11 protein-coding genes and 1 tRNA gene are annotated in these 22,247 nt (G+C 35.8%); 4 read left to right on the top strand and 8 right to left on the bottom strand.

Annotated elements, in window-relative coordinates; translation table 11 throughout:
* Positions 1–241 precede the first annotated feature (241 nt).
* The 4 genes from V4B17_RS05310 to V4B17_RS05295 all read left to right on the top strand — a co-directional run bounded on the left by V4B17_RS05310 (position 242) and on the right by V4B17_RS05295 (position 5,748).
* Positions 242–373, top strand: coding sequence for a hypothetical protein (locus V4B17_RS05310; RefSeq protein ID WP_455479140.1), 132 nt, complete (start codon positions 242–244; stop codon positions 371–373).
* 327 nt (positions 374–700) lie between these two features.
* On the top strand, positions 701–1,330 hold the full coding sequence (gene parA, locus V4B17_RS05305) for a ParA family partition ATPase (protein ID WP_455479139.1): 630 nt from the start codon (positions 701–703) through the stop codon (positions 1,328–1,330).
* Positions 1,327–1,557, top strand: coding sequence for a hypothetical protein (locus tag V4B17_RS05300; RefSeq protein ID WP_455479138.1), 231 nt, complete (start codon positions 1,327–1,329; stop codon positions 1,555–1,557). The genes parA and V4B17_RS05300 overlap by 4 nt, the downstream gene beginning before the upstream one ends.
* 3,744 nt (positions 1,558–5,301) lie before the next feature.
* Positions 5,302–5,748 (top strand): flagellar protein FlgN, encoded by a 447-nt coding sequence (locus tag V4B17_RS05295; RefSeq protein WP_455479137.1) that lies wholly within the window; start codon positions 5,302–5,304, stop codon positions 5,746–5,748.
* A 284-nt stretch (positions 5,749–6,032) separates the two neighbouring features.
* Here V4B17_RS05295 and V4B17_RS05290 read toward each other — a convergent pair whose 3' ends face one another.
* The 8 genes from V4B17_RS05290 to V4B17_RS05255 form a co-directional block, all read right to left on the bottom strand.
* On the bottom strand, positions 6,033–8,804 hold the full coding sequence (locus V4B17_RS05290) for an autotransporter family protein (RefSeq protein WP_455479136.1): 2,772 nt from the start codon (positions 8,802–8,804) through the stop codon (positions 6,033–6,035).
* 135 nt (positions 8,805–8,939) lie between these two features.
* Positions 8,940–11,288, bottom strand: coding sequence for an autotransporter outer membrane beta-barrel domain-containing protein (locus V4B17_RS05285; RefSeq protein ID WP_455479135.1), 2,349 nt, complete (start codon positions 11,286–11,288; stop codon positions 8,940–8,942).
* Between the two features lie 549 nt (positions 11,289–11,837).
* Positions 11,838–14,336 carry an autotransporter outer membrane beta-barrel domain-containing protein gene (locus V4B17_RS05280; protein ID WP_455479134.1) on the bottom strand — a complete coding sequence of 833 codons (2,499 nt, stop codon included), beginning with the start codon at positions 14,334–14,336 and terminating at the stop codon, positions 11,838–11,840.
* A 549-nt stretch (positions 14,337–14,885) separates the two neighbouring features.
* The gene (locus V4B17_RS05275) at positions 14,886–17,237 is read right to left on the bottom strand and encodes an autotransporter outer membrane beta-barrel domain-containing protein (protein WP_455479133.1); all 2,352 of its coding nucleotides are present in this window, start codon (positions 17,235–17,237) and stop codon (positions 14,886–14,888) included.
* A gap of 2,119 nt (positions 17,238–19,356) precedes the next feature.
* A tRNA-Gln gene (locus V4B17_RS05270) sits at positions 19,357–19,430 on the bottom strand.
* Between the two features lie 86 nt (positions 19,431–19,516).
* On the bottom strand, positions 19,517–20,275 hold the full coding sequence (locus V4B17_RS05265) for an iron ABC transporter ATP-binding protein (protein ID WP_455479132.1): 759 nt from the start codon (positions 20,273–20,275) through the stop codon (positions 19,517–19,519).
* On the bottom strand, positions 20,272–21,222 hold the full coding sequence (locus V4B17_RS05260; protein WP_455479131.1) for an iron chelate uptake ABC transporter family permease subunit: 951 nt from the start codon (positions 21,220–21,222) through the stop codon (positions 20,272–20,274). Before V4B17_RS05260 ends, V4B17_RS05265 begins: the two co-directional genes overlap by 4 nt.
* Positions 21,215–22,171, bottom strand: a complete 957-nt coding sequence (locus V4B17_RS05255) for an ABC transporter permease (protein ID WP_455479130.1) — start codon at positions 22,169–22,171, stop codon at positions 21,215–21,217. The genes V4B17_RS05260 and V4B17_RS05255 overlap by 8 nt, the downstream gene beginning before the upstream one ends.
* Between the last annotated feature and the right edge of the window lie 76 nt (positions 22,172–22,247).

Here is a 22,247-nt window from a genome sequence, read left to right as displayed (position 1 = left end):
CACGTTTATTGTTCTATCCTGTGTTGCTTAATTGTTGGATTTATATTGAAGTGCTGAGTGCTTTTTAAGGGAGATGTATTTTTTGTGTTTCTCTCCCCCCTTATACCAATCAAGAAAAGCGTTTACTTTCACGTTATCAAAGAAATGAGCAGGTAGATAAAAATTTTTTAGAAAAAGTCCTGTCTAATTGGCTAATTATTTTAATACAAGGGTACTTGTAATATAGAAAGGGGCTCATATCATGATGGTTTTACTATGGAGTTATGATGCTGTCGTTTGCACTGTAGGTGTGATTGTATTTATGCGGGAGGTTTTTACAGAAAGATTGGTTTTCAGTGAAGAAGACAAAACAAAAGAGATGATTCAGTTCTAAATGTTTTTTCTCAATTTTTATGAAGTATCTGTATATCAGCCGATTTTTTGGCGAAGGTAGCTTCGCTCAGTGTACGTAACATGGATTTAAATTTACGTCCTCAATGGAGGGTACCGGTGTTCCGAGAAATATGATTTTTTTCTTTGAGTTTGTTGTATCAGCTTGTAAAGCGAGGAGTTTTTTCAGGCATTTAGTAGCGGATTGATACATTGTTTGCAGCTTTTATCGTGAAATAGGGGAGGTGATTGTTTTGCTTGTTCTGGATGCTTGCCTCCTCTTTTATTTTCTGTATAATCGTAAAAACGATAAATCTAAAAGGCGCAATTCATGATCATTGGACTTTTGAATCAAAAAGGGGGGGGGGGAAAAACTACGCTGAGTGTGAACCTTGCTGCTAGCTTCGCACGTACTGGAGCACGTGTGTTGCTTATTGATGTTGATCCGCAAGGGAGTGCATTGGATTGGGCTGCTGCCCGTGAAGGTGACCCTTTATTTTCGGTTGTCGGTCTACCACGCGCAACGGTTCACAAAGAAATTACACAGATTGCTCATAATTATGATCATATCATTATTGATGGTCCTCCACGCGTGACAGATCTTGCGCGCAGCGCTCTTATGGCTTCGGATTTGGCACTTATTCCTGTACAGCCTAGTCCATATGATATTTGGGCGGCCGACGGAATTGTAAAGCTGATTGACGAAGCACGCGTCTATAAAGAAAATTTGCAATCTGCTTTTGTTATTAATCGTAAAATAGTCAATACAGCGATAGGGCGTGATGTGGGAGAAGCACTTGGAGCGTATCCTATACATGTCCTTTCTTCTAGCGTTGCGCAGCGCGTAATTTTTGCAGAAGCTGCGGCACAGGGGAAGGCTGTCTATGAAATTGATAAGAAAGGACTGGCGGCAGCAGAGATTGAGGCTGTTTCAGCGGAAATAAAGGAGTTAGCACGATGAATAAAAAAATTAAGATTGGCACAAAACCAACCAATAAATCAATTCCTTTAACAGCTGATGCATGGGTGGAAAACCACAAAGGATGTATGGATGGAGGTATGAAGCGTCTTACAATTGATGTGCCGGAAAGTCTGCATCGTTTGATTAAGATGAGTTGTGCAAGTCGTGGAACAAAAATAGCAGATGAAGTCCGCGAATTACTTTCACAGAAATATGGAAAAGTGTGAAATATGATATACAATAATGCGTTTTTATTGGTGTGATTTCTTTTCTAAAGAAGCAGATATTGTGGGTGAAGATTTGGTGGGGATGTGTTGTGATCGTGCATTCCATTGTTCTGTTCTTTTGCATCTTTTCAAATAGTTGTATTGAATAAATCTGATGTTGGCTGGTTATTTTGTGATGTACGAGAACGTAAGCCATATTATTCTTAGAGCATAAATATTGCATGGTATGAATAAAAGTGAGCATTTTTTATGTGAAACATATTATTGTGGTAATGAAAAGAAAGACTGTTGTGATACTCAAATAGACAGAGGGATACGTTTGATTTGAATCTGTATATGGAATTTTACTATTATGTTTTCTGTAAGATTCAAGCTCGCAAGATCAACTTTGTAAATAAAAATTGCACACAGTGAACCTATTTAATGACACACGTTTCATTTAAAAGTGATATCAATTGTTTTTGATATAAACTCCCTGCGGATAAAAGCATCCCCCCTTTGTTATGGTTGGTTAGTATCATTTGTAATGTAAAAAGCTGTGTTTTGCAGAACTCAGAACCGTATAATTGGATATTACGAACAATTCTTTTTTCATTTCTTATTTATAGATGTGCCCACTTTAAAGTTAACACAGATTTTTCCCTCTAGAGATTCGTATAATTTTTAGAAAATTGTGTTGATAATATTTTTAATATGTAAAGTTCTTACTTATTCGTTTTATTACAAAAGATTTAATACTGTAATAAAAAAGGTAGTGATGACAAATTTTCATATATATTATTTGTTTAAACTATATTAAAGTTCAAAGAAGAGCTGAAAATAACCAATTCAGTTACTGATAGAGGTACTTTGTGAAATTTTCTCTTTCTTAAGTACAGCAAATACACAAAAGAAATTATTTATCCTTCTATTGATATTATTTTTGTATTTGTGTTGTTGTACAGTTTTGCATTATTTTATGTTATTGCCATGAGCGCTTAGGGAAATACAGCTTGATTTCTTAGTTTTGTTGAGATGTATGAGGCTGTTTTTTAAGTATTTTTATTGGCATTTTTAAAGTGCATGGGAGAATTGTATCAAAATTTTCTTTGTTTTTCCGATGATTTGAGAATGGTAAGAGTGCAATCGGTTGACTGAATAGGTGTTATTTTTGTTTATTAACAATTTGCAATGATGATAGGCATTATAAATGCTTATCATCAAAGATATTTGTGTTGCTTAATAGTAAAAAGCACCAAGCTTTGCTGAATTTCAAAAATTTTAAACACAATGAGAAGATGTGTAGATAGTATGATGAACGCAAATCTTGCTCAGCTAAGTTGCTCTTGAATTCATCACACACACATTGAAACTGCGAATATTCATAAAAAGGAAGTATTCCCAAAACGATATAGAGATTATGTGAAACACATTATTTTATTAAATTCAAAGACAGAAGGGGAATTTATTTATGAAGAAAGTTATCATTACAGCACTTCTGCTTTGCACCGGGTTTGGTGTTGCTGGTTGTGAAAAAATTTATAGCGTAGAATAGTTTAGAAAAGATAGAGGATTGGTGGAAGAATGGATACAGAAATGTAAAAAGATGGAACCGTCTTTACGGTTATCATCTAAGAATTGTCAGCATCTCATAGCATCTGTCGTTGAATTTTTATTGGAAAGTTTGGGTCAGAGATTGGTAAGAGGAATAAATGAATTGGATTCATACGCTTCTGAATCTGGAGAACAGCGAGATGGTAGTGAAATTATAAATAAAGGTAATTGTGGGCAATATTGTTTTGACTTAAACAAAAAAAGATATAGATTTCAGCAAGTAAAAATTTCCTATGTATTGTACAATTTTTTCTCTTTTGAATACAAGTAATTATTAGATATTATGAAAGAAAACAAATCTGCATCTAAAGTAATATAAGTACAAGATATACACCAATACATTTTATTAAAATCCAATGAATTTTGGTTATTTTTGTTTTTGCTTTTTATTGAGAAAAAATGACAAGATTATCTATAATATCGTAAAGTATTTTTTCAGTACGGTGATGGAGCATATTTATGCATATTTGAAACAATGGTATCTCTCTTTTTCTTCGGTTTTTTTTGCATCAACTCAGCGTAGAAATATAAAGTTGGATGAGATGTTTAGGGAAGTATTTATCTTGTAGACTTATGAAACGAAGCGTGTCATTGATGGGCAATGTGAAGACTACTTGAGAAACACTAATCTTATTACAGATATAGACTGGTAGAGAGAAGAAACTCAGTATTTTAGAAAAAAAGAGGGGAGGGGGCAATTTAGTAGGATAAGTGTGACTTACCGTAGAAACTTAAGTCTCATTGTTAAAAATGTGCGCATAAGGCAAAGGTTAATACGAGAAGCATTGGAAGTGACAGCTAAAATTGATACGCGATGCATGTTGTTAATTTAAATTTTTCTTGGATTTTATAAAAATTCGGGGTGTTCAGGTGTTCATTTGCAAAGATTATAACACAAACTTAAAAGAGTATGCTTACAGCATCTCTATCACGATGGCTAAAACGACAACAGTATTGATGATGATAATCAATGTTGAATAAAGTATAGAAGCTTTTATTATCTCAGCCATTAAGAACCTCTTTCTGTTCTTTGTGGCATCAATTTTATAAATAACATTATATTACAGGATGTAATATATGCTGATGCAGTGTGCTCGGCAAGCTAAAAATTTTTTCTTATGATGGTTTGAGGCATTTTAGCACTGTTGGACATGAAAAAAGTAAAGATTTGTCGTGTTTCTTTATTTTTTGCAGGTACTGTGTGGCAAAAAAACGCTTCTTATACAAATTTTCCGCTTGATTTTAAGTCATAATAAAATTCGCTAAGACTGCTTTATGAAAAATATCCAATATGGTTATTAAAGAAAATGGGCAGTAGTATAGCACTCATCTTGAGTGTTGAGAATGGAGGGATCGCAGTAGAAGCTTTGTTTTACAGACAGAACTATTGTTCCTATGATTTTTTCTTTTATGTATCGAGTGAGTGTAAAAGCGATATTAATAGTGAATTGCACATTATGGAGTAAAAAGAATCTGCGAGAAGATTATGGAGCTATACGTTTTTTTATGAACTCTTGAAAGGGTTTCTAAAATCCTATATAGTCGTTCGTTGCAAAGAAAAGCGAATGACAATTAAAAAAGGGGCAATCATTGATTATTCTAAGTTGTTTTTTTTATACTGTTGCGTGACTGTGTTCAGAAAGTTCTTTTGTTGTGTGTGCAAAATGCTGTGCGTGTGAACAGTAGAGTAAGCAAGAAGGTAGGTTTTTCTGAATGAATGCAAACTGATCCTGCGAAGTGCCAAAAGGCATTTAGCATGTCAGGTGTGTGGTGAAGTTGAGGGCTGAGGAGAGTGAAGTGTTAAAATCTTTTAAAGAGGTTAGCTCTTTCATGTGCACCAAATTTTTAGTGCATATGCTTGGTGTCGGCGCGTTGTCGCTTTTCTTAAGATGGGCAGAATAAATTTGTAGATTTCTGATATCCACTGCGTGGTAATTTGATGATTTACAGCATTTTGGTGAATTGGTATCGCGCCAGTGGTAATTGGGGAGAAAAGCAAAAGAAATATTTCAATGCGTTGAAGGTTATTGTGCTGTTGTTGGAGAAATATTGGCATAATGGGTTCAATTTACTGTGCTAGCATGGAAGAAAAGCTGTTTAGTCTCCTTTATTTGAGAGAAAGATTGAACAATAACATTGAAGGGGAAGAAAATGTCTGTGGTGCAATATGGTGATGATAGTTTTTCATCAAAAGCGAAAGTTCTGGATAACACTCTTATTGATCGTGATTGGGCAATGACAAAGTTTGTCGCAGCCGTTAAAGGGCTAGCACAAGTGGTCGATTATGAAAGCAATATGCTAGAAAGCAGTGGTGTTCCTGATTATGAAGAAATAAATTTATGTAAAATACGTGGGTTACGTGACCTTAATAAATCTATAGGTGATATGAAACGCTATATGAATAAAGATATTGAAGATGAAGTTGAGAGTTTGTTGGCAGATTTGCAAGAAAAATTAAACCGTAATAGCGAATTGCTTCAAATGCATTTGGACGCAGTCAATGATCTTTCACAAGCTGTGCAGATATCTTCTCGTACAAAAGAAACAGATAGCATTGAGGATTCAGTTTCGGTTAATGCGGAACGATCTAAACGATAAAATAATTACGTAACATATGGATTTATTTAGCAGCTCCGCCTCTTTAATATTTGGTTTGATAATTTATGAAATTTTGATGCTCATGCAAAAGAAATTACCTCTGACTATAAATGCAGATCATTCTTGAAAAAAGGGGCGTGTGCGTTGCTGTTTTGTTGATTAGAGGTTGTCTTTGCTTTGATATCAGATGATCTTCATATAGGGCTTTTTGAGAAGCAGCGATTTAATTGATAAAAGGCAACACGAAGTGCTGCCTCTTATCAAGATGGATATTGGTTGTTTTCTTAAAAATGATAGCGTACTCCACCAAAAAAACTTGTTCCAGATACACCAGCTTTTTGAAGTTTCTTCTGATAGCTAATATCACCATGGATCGCGATCTTTCGAGAAAGATGGGCATTAACCCCAATGCCACCTTCAATCGAAGATCCGGTAGAATCAAGATAAAACGTATCAGCAATTTTTATCGTTCCACCATCAGCAAAGGCTTTAATAATGTTCAGCTTACCATAGAAGGAAAGAGCATTGCCTTCTTCTGCAGTGGTGAAAGTCTGCGTCAAACGTCCACCCATCCGTATCAACCATTGACGCGATTTGCCAATATCAACTTCAAAATTATTGGCATCTGAAATGGTATCAAACATGAGATTTTGATAAATGAATTGCGCTCGTGGCTCAAACGTTAACATCTTTGCAGTTGTTGCTAATTTTTTGCCAATAGTAGCAGATACATTTAATATTCCAGTACCATCTAATTTTGCAACATTTCCGGAGAGAGCCGTAGTAATGTTGCCTTTCAAAGTACCGTAGGAGAGGAGTGTATTAACGTATACACCACTGCTGTGCTGGATGCCACTGTAAGCTGTGAGCGACCATTTATCAAGTGTCGTCTTTTCAGAATCTTCCATACCCTTTGGAGTAAAAGCAAGTTTTCCATGTGTGCCAAAAATCCCAAAATGTGTATGGATATTTTTACTTTCCAACGCTGCTAACACAATACCCATTTGTAAAGCATTGTAGTTCACATCAGCACCGTAGCCATAATGCAGAGGCTCTCGATTGGAAGACAAGGTGACTCTTTTGCCGTAGGAAGACAAGAAGATGCCTTTCTTTTTATTATTTTCTGTTCCAAATACCGCTGCTTGCATATCGTCTAGCATCACGTTCTGATTGTTTACATCAGAAAATCCAGAAGAAAATAAAGAATTTGGCATGACCAAATAGTTTGCTACCTGTGGTAAAAGCGCTCTAATTTTCTTATCTTTATCAATGTAGGAATTTTGTAAACGGAAATCCCAGAAATTACGGTCATTCTTACCAAAAAGATTTTGGCTAGCATGGGATGTGCCTGGAGCATAGGCAGTTAGCACATATTTGTAGGGTAACCCATCCATCGTTAGATGAGTTTGTGATAATTTGAAAGAATTTTTGTCCGCTTTTCCAGAAACCTGAATGATTGAAATGCCATGCGTTTCTAAAGGAGATGAAGCCATTTGTTCTTCCCAAACAGAACTGCTATCGGTTACTTCTTTATCTTTTTTTAGAAGATTAATGTGGACTACAGTACTTCCTAATACATCACCATCAATCACAAGACGATCGGTTTGTTGTTCAGTTACTGGAGAATGGCTGCTCCATTTCGAGTTTAAATGTATCTCTGCAGTACCTGTGGCGCTATAAACGGCTGGTGTATCAGGAGCTTTGTCCCCTTGTTGTGGATTAGATCCTACAAACAAAGTTTGGTAACGTCCCATCATTGGTTTGTCAAATATAATAACGCTATCTGCGAGCTTTAGTGTAGAAAGGTTAGAGTATGATTTTTCATCAACACCAAACTGCTCATAGACAGGCGAATTTATATCATTATCATTATTCAAAACATTTTTATTCGCATTTAAAAACCATTTCGTACCATTTTTTAGCTCAAAAACTGTTTTGCTTTCTTCTAAAGTTCTCACTCGCCCTTTCAAAAGAGAATGATCTGCAGCTAGTAAAAAGGTATTTGCGGGGGTATTTTCTTCTTTTGTATTTTTCAATAAAACGTCGGCATGGATTTCAGAATCTTTAAGGCTGGCTTTAGCGTTCGCAGATATTCCATAAATATTAATACCCATACCATCTTTAACGAAAATTTTTGTATTATCTAAAACTATGTTATTAGAATTAATTTTCGAAGAGTCAACGTTATCTCTTTCTTCGGCATTTTGATTTACAGAGATGTTGTATCTGCCCGCAATAAGAATACCATAAGCTCTAGCATCACTAGTAACAATTATATTTGAGTCCCTCAAGCGAATTGTACCATCTCTGGCCATCAAGCCAGTTATCATCGCTGTTACAGTAACATCTGTTGCATCAATGACTCCATCATTTGATGCGCTTAGTCCTATAAAATCTGATGAAGCTGTCCCTCCGATTAATTTTATTACCGAATTTTTATTTTGTGCATCCGCAATAATAACTTGATTATGCATCTTAATATTTTGCTTTGTTACAGTACTACCATTTGTAGATTCAATTGTAGGTTGTACATCCTCAATTTGTATCGGTTTTACAGGTTGTACGGGTGCTAAAGCTTCCAGTGATGGGTTTTCAATTGCTGGTATTTCAGGAATTGATGATGCTGGTGCCGGTTTTACAGAACTAGATCTCGGAGGTATTTGTAATACATTCGGTACCGGTTTTGCAGGTGTTGAATGTGGAGATACAGCAGGTATTTCTCCTATGACAGGGATTAGAGAAGGAGGGCCAGAAGTTAAAGGTTTTCCAAATCTATTATTTTCTGTAGGTTGAGATGTTATTGTTGGTTGCTCTGTATATGCCCGTGCAACTGGGGGTTTTACAATTTCAGAATTTTCTCGTCCATATATTAAGCTTTCAGACATTTTTTCTCGGGGAATCGGATGTCTATCTTGTGAGCTATTGGATGTAATCCGTATAGGTGAAGGATCCACAGTTGATAGCAGAGTAATTTTTTCTGGAGAGGCATAAGATAAACTGGAATAAGAACAAAACAAAATTCCAGAAACTGTACATAGTAAGAAGTTTTTCTTCATATGGATATATCCCTAAATATATGGTCCCCCATCTTTAATAAAAACGAATATATTCAACATATTATGTCTTTTCTATGATTTACAAAAGAAACATAATGACTATATATTGTATTTCAATATGGGGATAAGAGCTCTTTAGAAGCGGTATCGTACTCCGCCGGAAAGATACATTCCAGACACACCTGCTTTTTGGAGTTTTTGTTGATAGTTAACATCAGCATGAAGTATGATATTTTGAGACAATTGCGCATTCACACCGACTCCACCTTCAATTGAATTTTTCGCAGAATCGAGATGGAAAGTATCACCAATCCTTATTGTGCCATTATCACCAAAAACTCTGACGACATTCAGTTTTCCGTAGAGGGAAACTGCACCTCCTTCTTTCGTTGTAGAGACATTTTGTGTTAAACGACCACCAACACGGACTAACCATTGGTGAGGTGTATTCATATCCACATCAAATCCATCAATATCTGAGAGAGTGTCAAACATGAGACGTTGATACATGAACTGCATTTGTGGTTCAAAAATTAATCCTTTTGCATGGGTTGTGAGTTTTTGTCCGATAGTAGTTGATGCGCTAAATGTATTTGTGCCATCTAATTTTGCGGTATTTCCTCTGGGGGCTGTGGTGATATTTCCTTTGAGAGCTCCGTAGGAGAAGAGTGCATTGACATAGATGCCGCTGTTATGGTGAACACTCCCATATGCAGCAAGTGACCACTTATCTAGAGTACTTTTGTCAGCACCTTCCATGTTTTTTGGAGTGAAAGCCAATTTTCCATATGTGCCTAAAAGACCAAAATTTGTGGTAATATTTTTATCTTCTAGCGCTGCTAGCATAACACCTGCTTGTAAGGCAGCATAGTGAATATCAGCACCGTAGCCATATTGTAATGGACTACGGCTGGAGGATAATGTGATTTTGTTACCATAGGTAGATAAGAAGATCCCTTTGTTTTTATTATTCTTCGTCTCAAGAGATTTTGTTTGCATCGTGTCTAGCAAAGTATTTTGATTGCTTACATCTGAAAATCCAGCGGAGAATAGAGTTTGAGGTATTACAAAATAGCTCGCCGCTTGCGGCACAAGCGCTTTGATTTTTGCTTCACTGTCGAGAGTAGCACTTTGCAAACGGAAATCCCAGAAATTATTACCTTCCCTTAAAACGCTTTGCTGCTCACTAGCTTCTCCACGGCTTGATGTTGGTCCATAAGCATTCAGCGTATATTTGTAAGGCAACTTATCCATTGTGATGTAGTCATTTGCGAGCTTGAAGGAATTTTCCTCTGCTTTTCCAGATACTTGAATGAGTGAAACACCACGCATGTTAGAAGGAACGGAATCTTCAGCTTCTACTCGTTCATTATTTTGTTCATTATTTGAAAGACTATTGAAATAGACTGTTGTGGTGCCTGATACGTTCCCATAAACAAGGAGGCGATCCGTTTTTTGTTGCTCTTTGGCTAGACCATTACTCCATTTAGTATTAAAATAAATCCTTGCATCACCTGTTGCATTATAGACTGCTGTTACATCGGAAAGCCTATTTGGTTGCAATTCAGATGCATCGGCCACTCGTCCTACGTAAAGGGTTTGATATTGGCCCTTTACCAGAGCATGTGGCGCATTAAACACGATAGAGCTGCCATTAAGGTTCAGTGTTGAAATAACAGAAAGCGCCCTTTGATTGGTATCGCGAAGTTTGTCCACATAATACAGCGCATACTCCTTCCCTACATCGACTTCAAATTTACTAATCTTTAAATACCATTTACTGTTATTATTCAGAGTAAAAGCCGTTGTATTATTGGGGAAAGCTTTTATCCTTCCCTCTATAATTGAATTATCAGCGCTTAATGCAAGAGTACCAGGTTCTGTATCCTCTTCTGCAGCTTTATTTTTCAATAACATATCAGCGCGAAGCTCTGAATCTTTAAGATGAACCTCAGCTACGGCATCTGAATAATATGGGCCTACAATACCGATACCATCTCTTACAAGAAGTTTTGTATTGGTAAGAGTCGCTTTACTGATAACTTGTTCTCCTTCTTTAAGATTGGATTTTATGATATAATCAAAGAGGATACCATAACTTTTATGCTGCTCAGAGACGGTTATAACGGAATCTTCAATATGAATCGCACCATTTGCAATTTCTAAACCGCGGGTACCAGCTTTTCCAATAATTTCTTTAGCATAAATGCGTCCACCTGTTTTTGCAGAAAGCAACGCTGAATCTGAACGCATCGTTGAGTTTTTAATAATAATAAAGGCTTCATCATCAGCAACTCCTGTGGTATACCGACCGCGGACAAAAACATTACTAAAGGTCTTTTCTTCTCCTCTCTCATCCGCACGAAGCATAATCATTTCAACAGGTGATGTATCTGCATAGCTCGGATGGAAATGAGAAAAAATCAAAGTTCCAGCAATTGTACATAACAAAAGGTTTTTTTTATAAAAATATTTCTTATACATAGATATGCCTTTATTATTGGTATGCCCTTGATGCTTACTTCATTCCCCCGATGGTGCAAGTACCATAACGAATTTTATATCATTATATTTTTATTGTAAAGAACAAAACGAGTTATTTGATGATATCCTCTACAATTGGGAGACTTGCTTCAGAAAACTTTTTAAAATAGCTATCAAGGTTAGTGGAAAATGAATTCGGAAAATTTATTTTGGTAAGTTTATACTTAAAAAATCCCATGAAACAGGGTATTTTCAATATGGATACCATTAATAAAAGTTTTTTGTCATGAAAGTTTTACGCAGCTAAGGCAGAAGATACTCATATATTCTCTAAAGGTTTTCTGCCATCTCTCTGGCACAAAGAGAGGAGAAGAGAGTGCACATTATGTGTTTTATATTTTAGACATAATAAAAATTGAAATATTTTATAATTTTTATCAAAAAGAAAGAGAGACTGTAACAAAATAATTCTGATTTTTATAAATTGAAAAAAGTGCAACACGTTGTTCTTTATATTGAAGTGTATGTTGCACTTTTGTCTGTTTTATTTTAGAAGCGGTATCGTACTCCGCCGGAAAGATACATTCCAGACACACCTGCTTTTTGGAGTTTTTGTTGATAGTTAACATCAGCATGAAGTATGATATTTTGAGACAATTGCGCATTCACACCGACTCCACCTTCAATTGAATCTTCCGCAGAATCGAGATGGAAAGTATCACCAATCCTTATTGTGCCATTATCACCAAAAACTCTGACGACATTCAGTTTTCCGTAGAGGGAAACTGCACCTCCTTCTTTCGTTGTAGAGACATTTTGTGTTAAACGACCACCAACACGGACTAACCATTGGTGAGGTGTATTCATATCCACATCAAATCCATCAATATCTGAGAGAGTGTCAAACATGAGACGTTGATACATGAACTGCATTTGTGGTTCAAAAATTAATCCTTTTGCATGGGTTGTGAGTTTTTGTCCGATAGTAGTTGATGCGCTAAATGTATTTGTGCCATCTAATTTTGCGGTATTTCCTCTGGGGGCTGTGGTGATATTTCCTTTGAGAGCTCCGTAGGAGAAGAGTGCATTGACATAGATGCCGCTGTTATGGTGAACACTCCCATATGCAGCAAGTGACCACTTATCTAGAGTACTTTTGTCAGCACCTTCCATGTTTTTTGGAGTGAAAGCCAATTTTCCATATGTGCCTAAAAGACCAAAATTTGTGGTAATATTTTTATCTTCTAGCGCTGCTAGCATAACACCTGCTTGTAAGGCAGCATAGTGAATATCAGCACCGTAGCCATATTGTAATGGACTACGGCTGGAGGATAATGTGATTTTGTTACCATAGGTAGATAAGAAGATCCCTTTGTTTTTATTATTCTTCGTCTCAAGAGATTTTGTTTGCATCGTGTCTAGCAAAGTATTTTGATTGCTTACATCTGAAAATCCAGCGGAGAATAGAGTTTGAGGTATTACAAAATAGCTCGCCGCTTGCGGCACAAGCGCTTTGATTTTTGCTTCACTGTCGAGAGTAGCACTTTGCAAACGGAAATCCCAGAAATTATTACCTTCCCTTAAATGATTTTGAACACTATCTACTTCCCTGTGATTTTGCGCTGATTCACCTTCGTCATTTTCTGAGATTCCCTCAATAGTGTTCCCTTTTATAACATAGCTCGTGTAGTCTTTAAGAGGATTTTCATCTGATTCTTGAGACACTTCTCCCAAAACGCTTTGCTGCTCACTAGCTTCTCCACGGCTTGATGTTGGTCCATAAGCATTCAGCGTATATTTGTAAGGCAACTTATCCATTGTGATGTAGTCATTTGCGAGCTTGAAGGAATTTTCCTCTGCTTTTCCAGATACTTGAATGAGTGAAACACCACGCATGTTAGAAGGAACGGAATCTTCAGCTTCTACTCGTTCATTATTTTGTTCATTATTTGAAAGACTATTGAAATAGACTGTTGTGGTGCCTGATACGTTCCCATGAACAAGGAGGCGATCCGTCTTTTGTTGCTCTTTGGCTAGACCATTACTCCATTTAGTATTAAAATAAATCCTTGCATCACCTGTTGCATGGTAGGCTGTTTTCACAGTAGGAACCATATTATCCCTTGATTCATAGACTTCAGCAGTTCGTCCTACACTCAAGGTTTGATATTGGCCCTTTGCTAAAGCATGCGGTGCATTAAATGCGATAGAGCTATTATTAAGGTTTAACACCGAAACAGTAGAAAGCGCTCGTTGTTTAATATCACTGAGATCAAAATTAAAGACATTAAAATCAGTATCTACATCCTCTTGACTGACCTTTAAATACCATTTGCTGTTATTTTTCAAAGTGAGAACTGTTGTATTTACTTTTAGTGTTCTTGCTCTTCCTTCTATAATTGAATTATCAGCAGTTAACGCAAGAGAGACAGGAAAAGCATCTTCATCGTGGTACGTACGTCTTGTCTTATTCCTCAATAACATATCGGCACGAATTTCTGAATCCTTAAGGTGAACCTCAGCTACAGATTTTGAACCGTAAGGTCCCCGAATACCAACGCCATCTTCTACAAAAAGTTTCGTATTGATAAGATTCACTTGATTGACAACTCGTTCTCCTTCTTTTATGCTATCTCTTCGAGTTTCGTAAAAAACAATACCACCACCCCCTCCTTTTTGGACAGTTATAGTTGAATCTTCGACATTGATTATACCATTTCTAGTTCCTAAACCGGAATATCGTGTATTTGCTACAACGTCTTTAGCGTAAATATGTCCACCTGTTGAGACAGAAAGCGCGGCCAATTCTGTTTGTATGGTTGAGTTCGTAATTGTAAGAGTTGACTTGTCATGAGCAGACACTCCTGGCCCTCTAACACGGATAAGAAAATTATCAAAGATCTCTTCTTTTCCATTATCTAAGTTAATCGGATCAATCATTTCAACAGGTGATGTATCTGCATAGCTCGGATGGAAATGAGAAAAAATCAAAGTTCCAGCAATTGTACATAACAAAAGGTTTTTTTTATAAAAATATTTCTTATACATAGATATGCCTTTATTATTGGTATGCCCTTGATGCTTACTTCATTCCCCCGATGGTGCAAGTACCATAACGAATTTTATATCATTATATTTTTATTGTAAAGAACAAAACGAGTTATTTGATGATATCCTCTACAATTGGGAGACTTGCTTCAGAAAACTTTTTAAAATAGCTATCAAGGTTAGTGGAAAATGAATTCGGAAAATTTATTTTGGTAAGTTTATACTTAAAAAATCCCATGAAACAGGGTATTTTCAATATGGATACCATTAATAAAAGTTTTTTGTCATGAAAGTTTTACGCAGCTAAGGCAGAAGATACTCATATATTCTCTAAAGGTTTTCTGCCATCTCTCTGGCACAAAGAGAGGAGAAGAGAGTGCACATTATGTGTTTTATATTTTAGACATAATAAAAATTGAAATATTTTATAATTTTTATCAAAAAGAAAGAGAGACTGTAACAAAATAATTCTGATTTTTATAAATTGAAAAAAGTGCAACACGTTGTTCTTTATATTGAAGTGTATGTTGCACTTTTGTCTGTTTTATTTTAGAAGCGGTATCGTACTCCGCCGGAAAGATACATTCCAGACACACCTGCTTTTTGGAGTTTTTGTTGATAGTTAACATCAGCATGAAGTATGATATTTTGAGACAATTGCGCATTCACACCGACTCCACCTTCAATTGAATCTTCCGCAGAATCGAGATGGAAAGTATCACCAATCCTTATTGTGCCATTATCACCAAAAACTCTGACGACATTCAGTTTTCCGTAGAGGGAAACTGCACCTCCTTCTTTCGTTGTAGAGACATTTTGTGTTAAACGACCACCAACACGGACTAACCATTGGTGAGGTGTATTCATATCCACATCAAATCCATCAATATCTGAGAGAGTGTCAAACATGAGACGTTGATACATGAACTGCATTTGTGGTTCAAAAATTAATCCTTTTGCATGGGTTGTGAGTTTTTGTCCGATAGTAGTTGATGCGCTAAATGTATTTGTGCCATCTAATTTTGCGGTATTTCCTCTGGGGGCTGTGGTGATATTTCCTTTGAGAGCTCCGTAGGAGAAGAGTGCATTGACATAGATGCCGCTGTTATGGTGAACACTCCCATATGCAGCAAGTGACCACTTATCTAGAGTACTTTTGTCAGCACCTTCCATGTTTTTTGGAGTGAAAGCCAATTTTCCATATGTGCCTAAAAGACCAAAATTTGTGGTAATATTTTTATCTTCTAGCGCTGCTAGCATAACACCTGCTTGTAAGGCAGCATAGTGAATATCAGCACCGTAGCCATATTGTAATGGACTACGGCTGGAGGATAATGTGATTTTGTTACCATAGGTAGATAAGAAGATCCCTTTGTTTTTATTATTCTTCGTCTCAAGAGATTTTGTTTGCATCGTGTCTAGCAAAGTATTTTGATTGCTTACATCTGAAAATCCAGCGGAGAATAGAGTTTGAGGTATTACAAAATAGCTCGCCGCTTGCGGCACAAGCGCTTTGATTTTTGCTTCACTGTCGAGAGTAGCACTTTGCAAACGGAAATCCCAGAAATTATTACCTTCCCTTAAAACGCTTTGCTGCTCACTAGCTTCTCCACGGCTTGATGTTGGTCCATAAGCATTCAGCGTATATTTGTAAGGCAACTTATCCATTGTGATGTAGTCATTTGCGAGCTTGAAGGAATTTTCCTCTGCTTTTCCAGATACTTGAATGAGTGAAACACCACGCATGTTAGAAGGAACGGAATCTTCAGCTTCTACTCGTTCATTATTTTGTTCATTATTTGAAAGACTATTGAAATAGACTGTTGTGGTGCCTGATACGTTCCCATAAACAAGGAGGCGATCCGTTTTTTGTTGCTCTTTGGCTAGACCATTACTCCATTTAGTATTAAAATAAATCCTTGCATCACCTGTTGCATTATAGACTGCTGTTACATCGGAAAGCCTATTTGGTTGCAATTCAGAGATATCAACCTCTTCAGATTCTTCATAATCCTCAGACTTTGGGGGTTGTTGGCCTATAATCAATGTTTGATAATGGTAATGTGTCAGCAGAGTAGGTTTTTTAAATATGACAGAGCTATTATCAAGATTCAACACTGAAACGATAGATTGTGCTCGTTTACTAATGTCAACAAGCGCATAGCTACCAGCTCTTGGCGGTTCATTTTGACTAATCTTTAAATACCATTTGCTGTTATTATTTAGAGTAAAAATTGTTGCGTGTTTTTGTGTTGTTCTTGTTCTTCCTTCCAAAATTGAAGCATCAGCGATTAGTGTAAGAACGGAAGGATTAATTTCTGGTGATTGATCATTTCTCAATAACATATCAGAAATAATTTCTGAATTTTTAAGATGAATCTCAGCATCGTCAAACGGTCCTAAAATACCAATACCGTCCCTTACAAGAACTTTTGTATTGGTAAGAGTTGCTCTATTTAAAATAAGTTCATTTTCTTTGGCAATGAGGTTTGAAGCTTTAGAAATAACAAAGCCATAGCCTGTATGATTTCCTTTGACATTTACAATTGAATCTTCAATGTTGATGATACCACTGTAAAGCTCTAAGCCTGTTATTATTGCGGTTGCGTTAACTTCTTTAGCATCAACACGTCCAGCTCTCGACGTAGCAATTGCAGTCATATCAGAGAATACTGTTGCTTTTTTAATTGTGGCAATCGATCCGTTTCCACCAACGGATACAGCAGTATATTTGTCACGGACAAGAACGTTATTAAACGTTTTCTGTCCATTTTGTACAGAAATCTTAGGAATTTCAACAGGTGATGTATCTGCATAGCTCGGATGGAAATGAGAAAAAATCAAAGTTCCAGCAATTGTACATAACAAAAGGTTTTTTTTATAAAAATATTTCTTATACATAGATATGCCTTTATTATTGGTATGCCCTTGATGCTTACTTCATTCCCCCGATGGTGCAAGTACCATAACGAATTTTATATCATTATATTTTTATTGTAAAGAACAAAACGAGTTATTTGATTCTGTGCCGATGATTTGACCGCCGATTTTGCATGAATAACTTCATAGACTTTTTAGGAGATTTTTTCTTTCAGGAGCGTCAAATTTTTCTCCACAAAAACTTTAGTAGTTCCTGCATGAGCACAGAAGTGAATATTAAATAGCATAATCGCTGCTACGGTAGTACATGTTAAAAGGGATCCTTTATATACGAATACTCTCCTTTAAAGTCACTAATACTCATTCTACTCAATGACTTTGATAAGAAGAATAGAAATACGGATATTTTTATAAAATAATGCACTAAATCATATTTCATTTATTACTATTTGTTAAAATAAAAATAAATTAATATAATATATTTATGTTTAAGAAAAATTTGTATTAATTATTATTAAAAAATAATCATGGATTTATTAATAAAAAATACTGTATTATTATCATGAACATTGGATGAAAGATGTTTAAGTTTGAGTTATTACTATGGGATGGTAGAAAATAATATCCAGTATTGCTATTCGCCATTTTTATTATTGATCATTTTTTATGATGTACTTATTTTTGAATGTGGTTGCTTTTCATGCAAAAAAGTCTTTTATTCAGAGATACGGTAATATATTTATTTCTCATATTTTTCTTGTTTGAGATATGCAACAGCATCTTAATATTTTTAGGATTTTTAGTAAGGGTCGTGTTTATGATAAATGTCATATTATTGTATTCGTAGCGTATATCCCAAATTAAAAATCTCAACCAATGAAATGCTGAAAGGGGACTTTTTGAAAGATATTCTTAAGTTATAATTTTTTCAAAAGCTTATTTATGATAAATAAGGTATCTAACGTTTTTCAGATTGCTGTATTTATGGGATATAAAGTTAAATATAGGGCAATCACCACGGTTATTTTTGTTTTTTCTATTTGTTTTAATCTTGGTTTTGAAAAAACAAAAAACTATGAGGGGATCGATAATACATTAATGGGTTGGCTCCCGAGATAAAATTTTCTTGTAAAAAATTTACTGCTATCATTATGGCCGATTCACAACTGTAGCGTTTGAATTCTGGTGATGCTAATGGATTATCGAACACGGATACATAGTTAAAGATAAATGAGCAGGTTGCTGGTGTTGTAAAAGCGTATAAGGCTGTTTTTCACATTTTTAATGGTGATTTGGTGAAGTTTAGTCAACAAAAAACTATAATGGTTATAACAAATTTTATAAAATATTGTTTTTTCTGCTTATGGGAAGTTAGGCAATTATGGTTATGATAATAAGTTGGAAATTTATATAATGCTTGAAGCATTCAATTGTTATAAAGATCTATGTGTTACAAGCGCACTCTCAAGAATGCTGTTGGAAATCAAAAATTATCTTAGCCAGTTGTTTTATTTCAGTACGGATCTTACTAAGAATTTGCTTCCTATTCTAGGTGGAAATATTCGCGTTGTCGAGAGGATTTTAAATTGTTCTTGTGGTTGTGGAGATGCCTACTATATACAACCTTACAATTATCCAAGTTATGTGATTTATTTAGTGTAAATTTTGCGCTTTCTCTTTGTAATGGACAACAGGGATGATTTGTCCCAATTTCTTGACCCGCAATAGGATCAAGTTGATCCAATTGTATGGATTTAGCAACAGGATAATGTTTACCCAATTTTTTAATGAACCAACAGTGCAAATATTGCACAATTATATGCTGAAAAGCAATTCGGCCAACTTGACAAAATTGCTTAAACGCTTTTTCTTATTTGATAATATGCTTAGGATACATAGAAATTATCAGTCAATTTGACTATAAAGAGGTCATTAAGTCTTATGATATTTTTTTTCAAATAATGCGGTTTTTACTAGGGAGTTGATCATATCAAATTGTGATTTTTAGCAGAGGAAAATAGGCTTATGAAAGCGGATATAAGTAGCTCTTAAGCTTTTTTGAAAAAAAGAAATTGATACAAGATCTAGTGCTAAATTATACAAAGCCTGACAACAAGCTACAGTCAGACTGCGTCAAATTTGGCTGGGGAACCTGGATTCGAACCAAGATTGACGGAGTCAGAGTCCGCTGTTCTACCGTTAAACTATTCCCCAGTACGCAATTTTCGCCATCTTTAGCAGATTTTATGGTGTACGCAAGTGTAAAATGGTCTTTATAATTATGATTAAATGGAGGAAATTTATTGATAATAAAGGGCGATAGGAACGCCATTGATTATTTTGATCTGAATATCTACGTCATAAATCTCTTTAAGAATTTCTGGCTGCATAATTTCTTGTGGTGTTCCACAGTAGGCTGCCTTGCCTTTTTTGAGTGCAACAATCATATTTGAATAAGATGATGCGAAATTAATATCATGCATAACAATGAGAATGGTTTTTTTGAGCTCATCAGCTGTGCGACGTAGTTGCTTCATCATGGAAACAGCATGTTTCATATCTAAATTGTTTAGTGGTTCATCTAGTAGAAGATAATCGGTATCTTGGCAGATGACCATTGCAATAAAAGCGCGTTGACGCTGTCCACCAGAAAGTTCATCCAAAAAGCGGTCTTTTAAATCTTGCAAGCCGAGATATCGTAGTGCACTGTCAATAAATTGCTTATCTTCATTATTATACCAGCCTTTTGAATACGGATAACGTCCAAGACTTACTAAATCGTACACGGTTAAGCGAAAAGACAAGGGATTTTCTTGACGAAGAATTGAGAGTTTTTGAGCTAAAATATCATGGGGCATTTTATCAATATCAAAGCTGTCGATATGAATTGTACCATTATGGTGCGGTAAAAGACGCCTTATCAGCATCAAAAGCGTTGATTTTCCAGAACCATTGGGGCCAATGAGAGAAATAATCCCCCCTTTGGGAAGACGAAGACATAAATTATCGATAATCAACCTTGCTCCATAAGATTTGGAAAGATGATTGATTTCAATCATTTTAATTTTCCCTTCATTAGTAATGTTAAGAAAACAATGCCGCCACAAAATTCAATAATAAAACTCAAGCGTCCTGCCATATTGAGAATTTGCTCTAAAATAAATTGTCCACCAACCAAACAAATGATGGCTAATAATACTGCAATGGGCACAACAACACTGTGTTTTGCCTGAGGGGAGAGTTCATAAGCAAGATTGGCAACTAAGAGTCCAAAAAAGGTGACGGGTCCTACCAGCGCTGTGGAAATGGATACGAGAATAGAAACAAATACAAGAATAGCCGTGGCACTTTTGTGATAATCAACACCAAGATTGAGCGCATTTTCACGTCCCAGAGCAAGAATATCAAGCATGTGACGTGAACGCCAACCAACCAAACTTACAGCAAAGACAATAATTGTGGCAAAACTTATGAGGGACGTATTAAATTTATTAAAATTTGCAAACATGATATCTGTTAAATTCATCATTTGATCTGGATTTAATTGCAATTGCATAAACATACGTAAACTGAAAAAAAAGCCGCCTAACATAACACCAATCAAGAGTGTCAAATGAAGCCCTTTTAGACTTCCTGAAAATAACAAACGAAAAAGGCTTATTGAAAAGAAAATAAGAATGAGAGCTTCAAGAGTTAACTGTCCTTCTTCATTTAAAAAGGGCAAAGAAAGAGAGCCTAAAAAATATACCGTCATAGTTTTGATTAAAATATAAAGCTGATCAAACCCCATAATAGAAGGCGTAAGAAGACGATTGCTAACAACTGTTTGAAATAAAACAGTGGAGACGGCAATTGTATATGCAATAAGAAGAAGAGAAACAAGTTTTGTGAGACGAAATGACCACGTATAAATGTTGATGTTCCACGTTATGTAAAGACTGATTACAGTGCACACAATTATGATAAGCGTTGTCAATACAAATATTGTTGCTTTTTTTTTATCCAAGACGCTTTCTCCAGCGTAAAAGTAGTATAATAAAAATAAAACTGCCAATAACTCCCATCATGGTACTGATAGGAATTTCAAAAGAGGGGTGAATTATTCGTCCTAAAAGATCGCAGATTAAGACTAATCCTGCACCGCTCATTGCTACCCAAGGAGCAGTACGGCGCATATTATCACCCATGAAATTTGAAACGAGGTTAGGAACAATGAGTCCAACAAAGGGAATTCGACCAACTGTACAAACAATAACAGCGGTTATCGATGCAACAATAAAGAGACCAAAGAGCATGACAGCACGATAGTTAAGTCCAAGATTGTTGGTTAAATCTTCTCCTAGACCAGCGACCGTAAAACGGTCAGCGGTGAAATAAGCAAGAATGCAAAGGGGAAGAGAAAACCATAAGAGTTCATATTTTCCTTCAAGAATCATTGCAAAACTGCCAAATAAATATGCTTGAAGAGAGGGAAGTAACATTTCATGATCCGCAATGGCGTTGGTTAAGGAGCCAATAACGTAGCTCAACATAATTCCCGTAAGTGGTACAATAAGGGTAAATTTTAGAAGAACGTGGCGCAATAAAAACATAAACAGTAGCGTGCCAGCCATGGCAAAAATTGCAGCAACAACCATTTTTCCTAGAACAGGAATATTGGGCAAAAAAATCATGACAAAAAGAATACCAAGGGAAGCGGATTCAACTGTTCCAGCAGTAGATGGTTCAACAAAACGATTCCGTATAAGCAGCTGCATAATCATGCCTGAGAGTGCAAGTGATGCACCTACCAAAAGCACTGAAATTGTACGAGGAAGGCGTGTTTGCCAGAAAATAAGCCATGCATGCGGATCTCTTGTTAATAGATCAGAAGGTGTTACATCAGAATAACCAACAAAAATGCTGAGAATAGACAGCAGAGCAAGAATCGTTATAGTTATTAAATGACTTTTCACGTTCGGTTATTTTCCAATAAAAAACAAAGGCCGCTCATACGCAGCCTCTGCTCTTAAATTTTATTTCTATAGCAAG

The organism is Bartonella sp. B23 (genome assembly GCF_053793815.1).
Note: the sequence above shows the minus strand (reverse complement) of the source record. Positions and strands in the feature narration are given on the sequence as shown.

Bases quoted from the DNA above. Each gene is read 5' to 3' on its own strand.
- V4B17_RS05310 (WP_455479140.1), top strand. From the start codon at position 242: ATGATGGTTTTACTATGGAGTTATGATGCTGTCGTTTGCACTGTAGGT.
- parA (WP_455479139.1), top strand. From the start codon at position 701: ATGATCATTGGACTTTTGAATCAAAAAGGGGGGGGGGGAAAAACTACG.
- V4B17_RS05300 (WP_455479138.1), top strand. From the start codon at position 1,327: ATGAATAAAAAAATTAAGATTGGCACAAAACCAACCAATAAATCAATT.
- V4B17_RS05295 (WP_455479137.1), top strand. From the start codon at position 5,302: ATGTCTGTGGTGCAATATGGTGATGATAGTTTTTCATCAAAAGCGAAA.
- V4B17_RS05290 (WP_455479136.1), bottom strand. From the start codon at position 8,804: ATGAAGAAAAACTTCTTACTATGTACAGTTTCTGGAATTTTGTTTTGT.
- V4B17_RS05285 (WP_455479135.1), bottom strand. From the start codon at position 11,288: ATGTATAAGAAATATTTTTATAAAAAAAACCTTTTGTTATGTACAATT.
- V4B17_RS05280 (WP_455479134.1), bottom strand. From the start codon at position 14,336: ATGTATAAGAAATATTTTTATAAAAAAAACCTTTTGTTATGTACAATT.
- V4B17_RS05275 (WP_455479133.1), bottom strand. From the start codon at position 17,237: ATGTATAAGAAATATTTTTATAAAAAAAACCTTTTGTTATGTACAATT.
- V4B17_RS05265 (WP_455479132.1), bottom strand. From the start codon at position 20,275: ATGATTGAAATCAATCATCTTTCCAAATCTTATGGAGCAAGGTTGATT.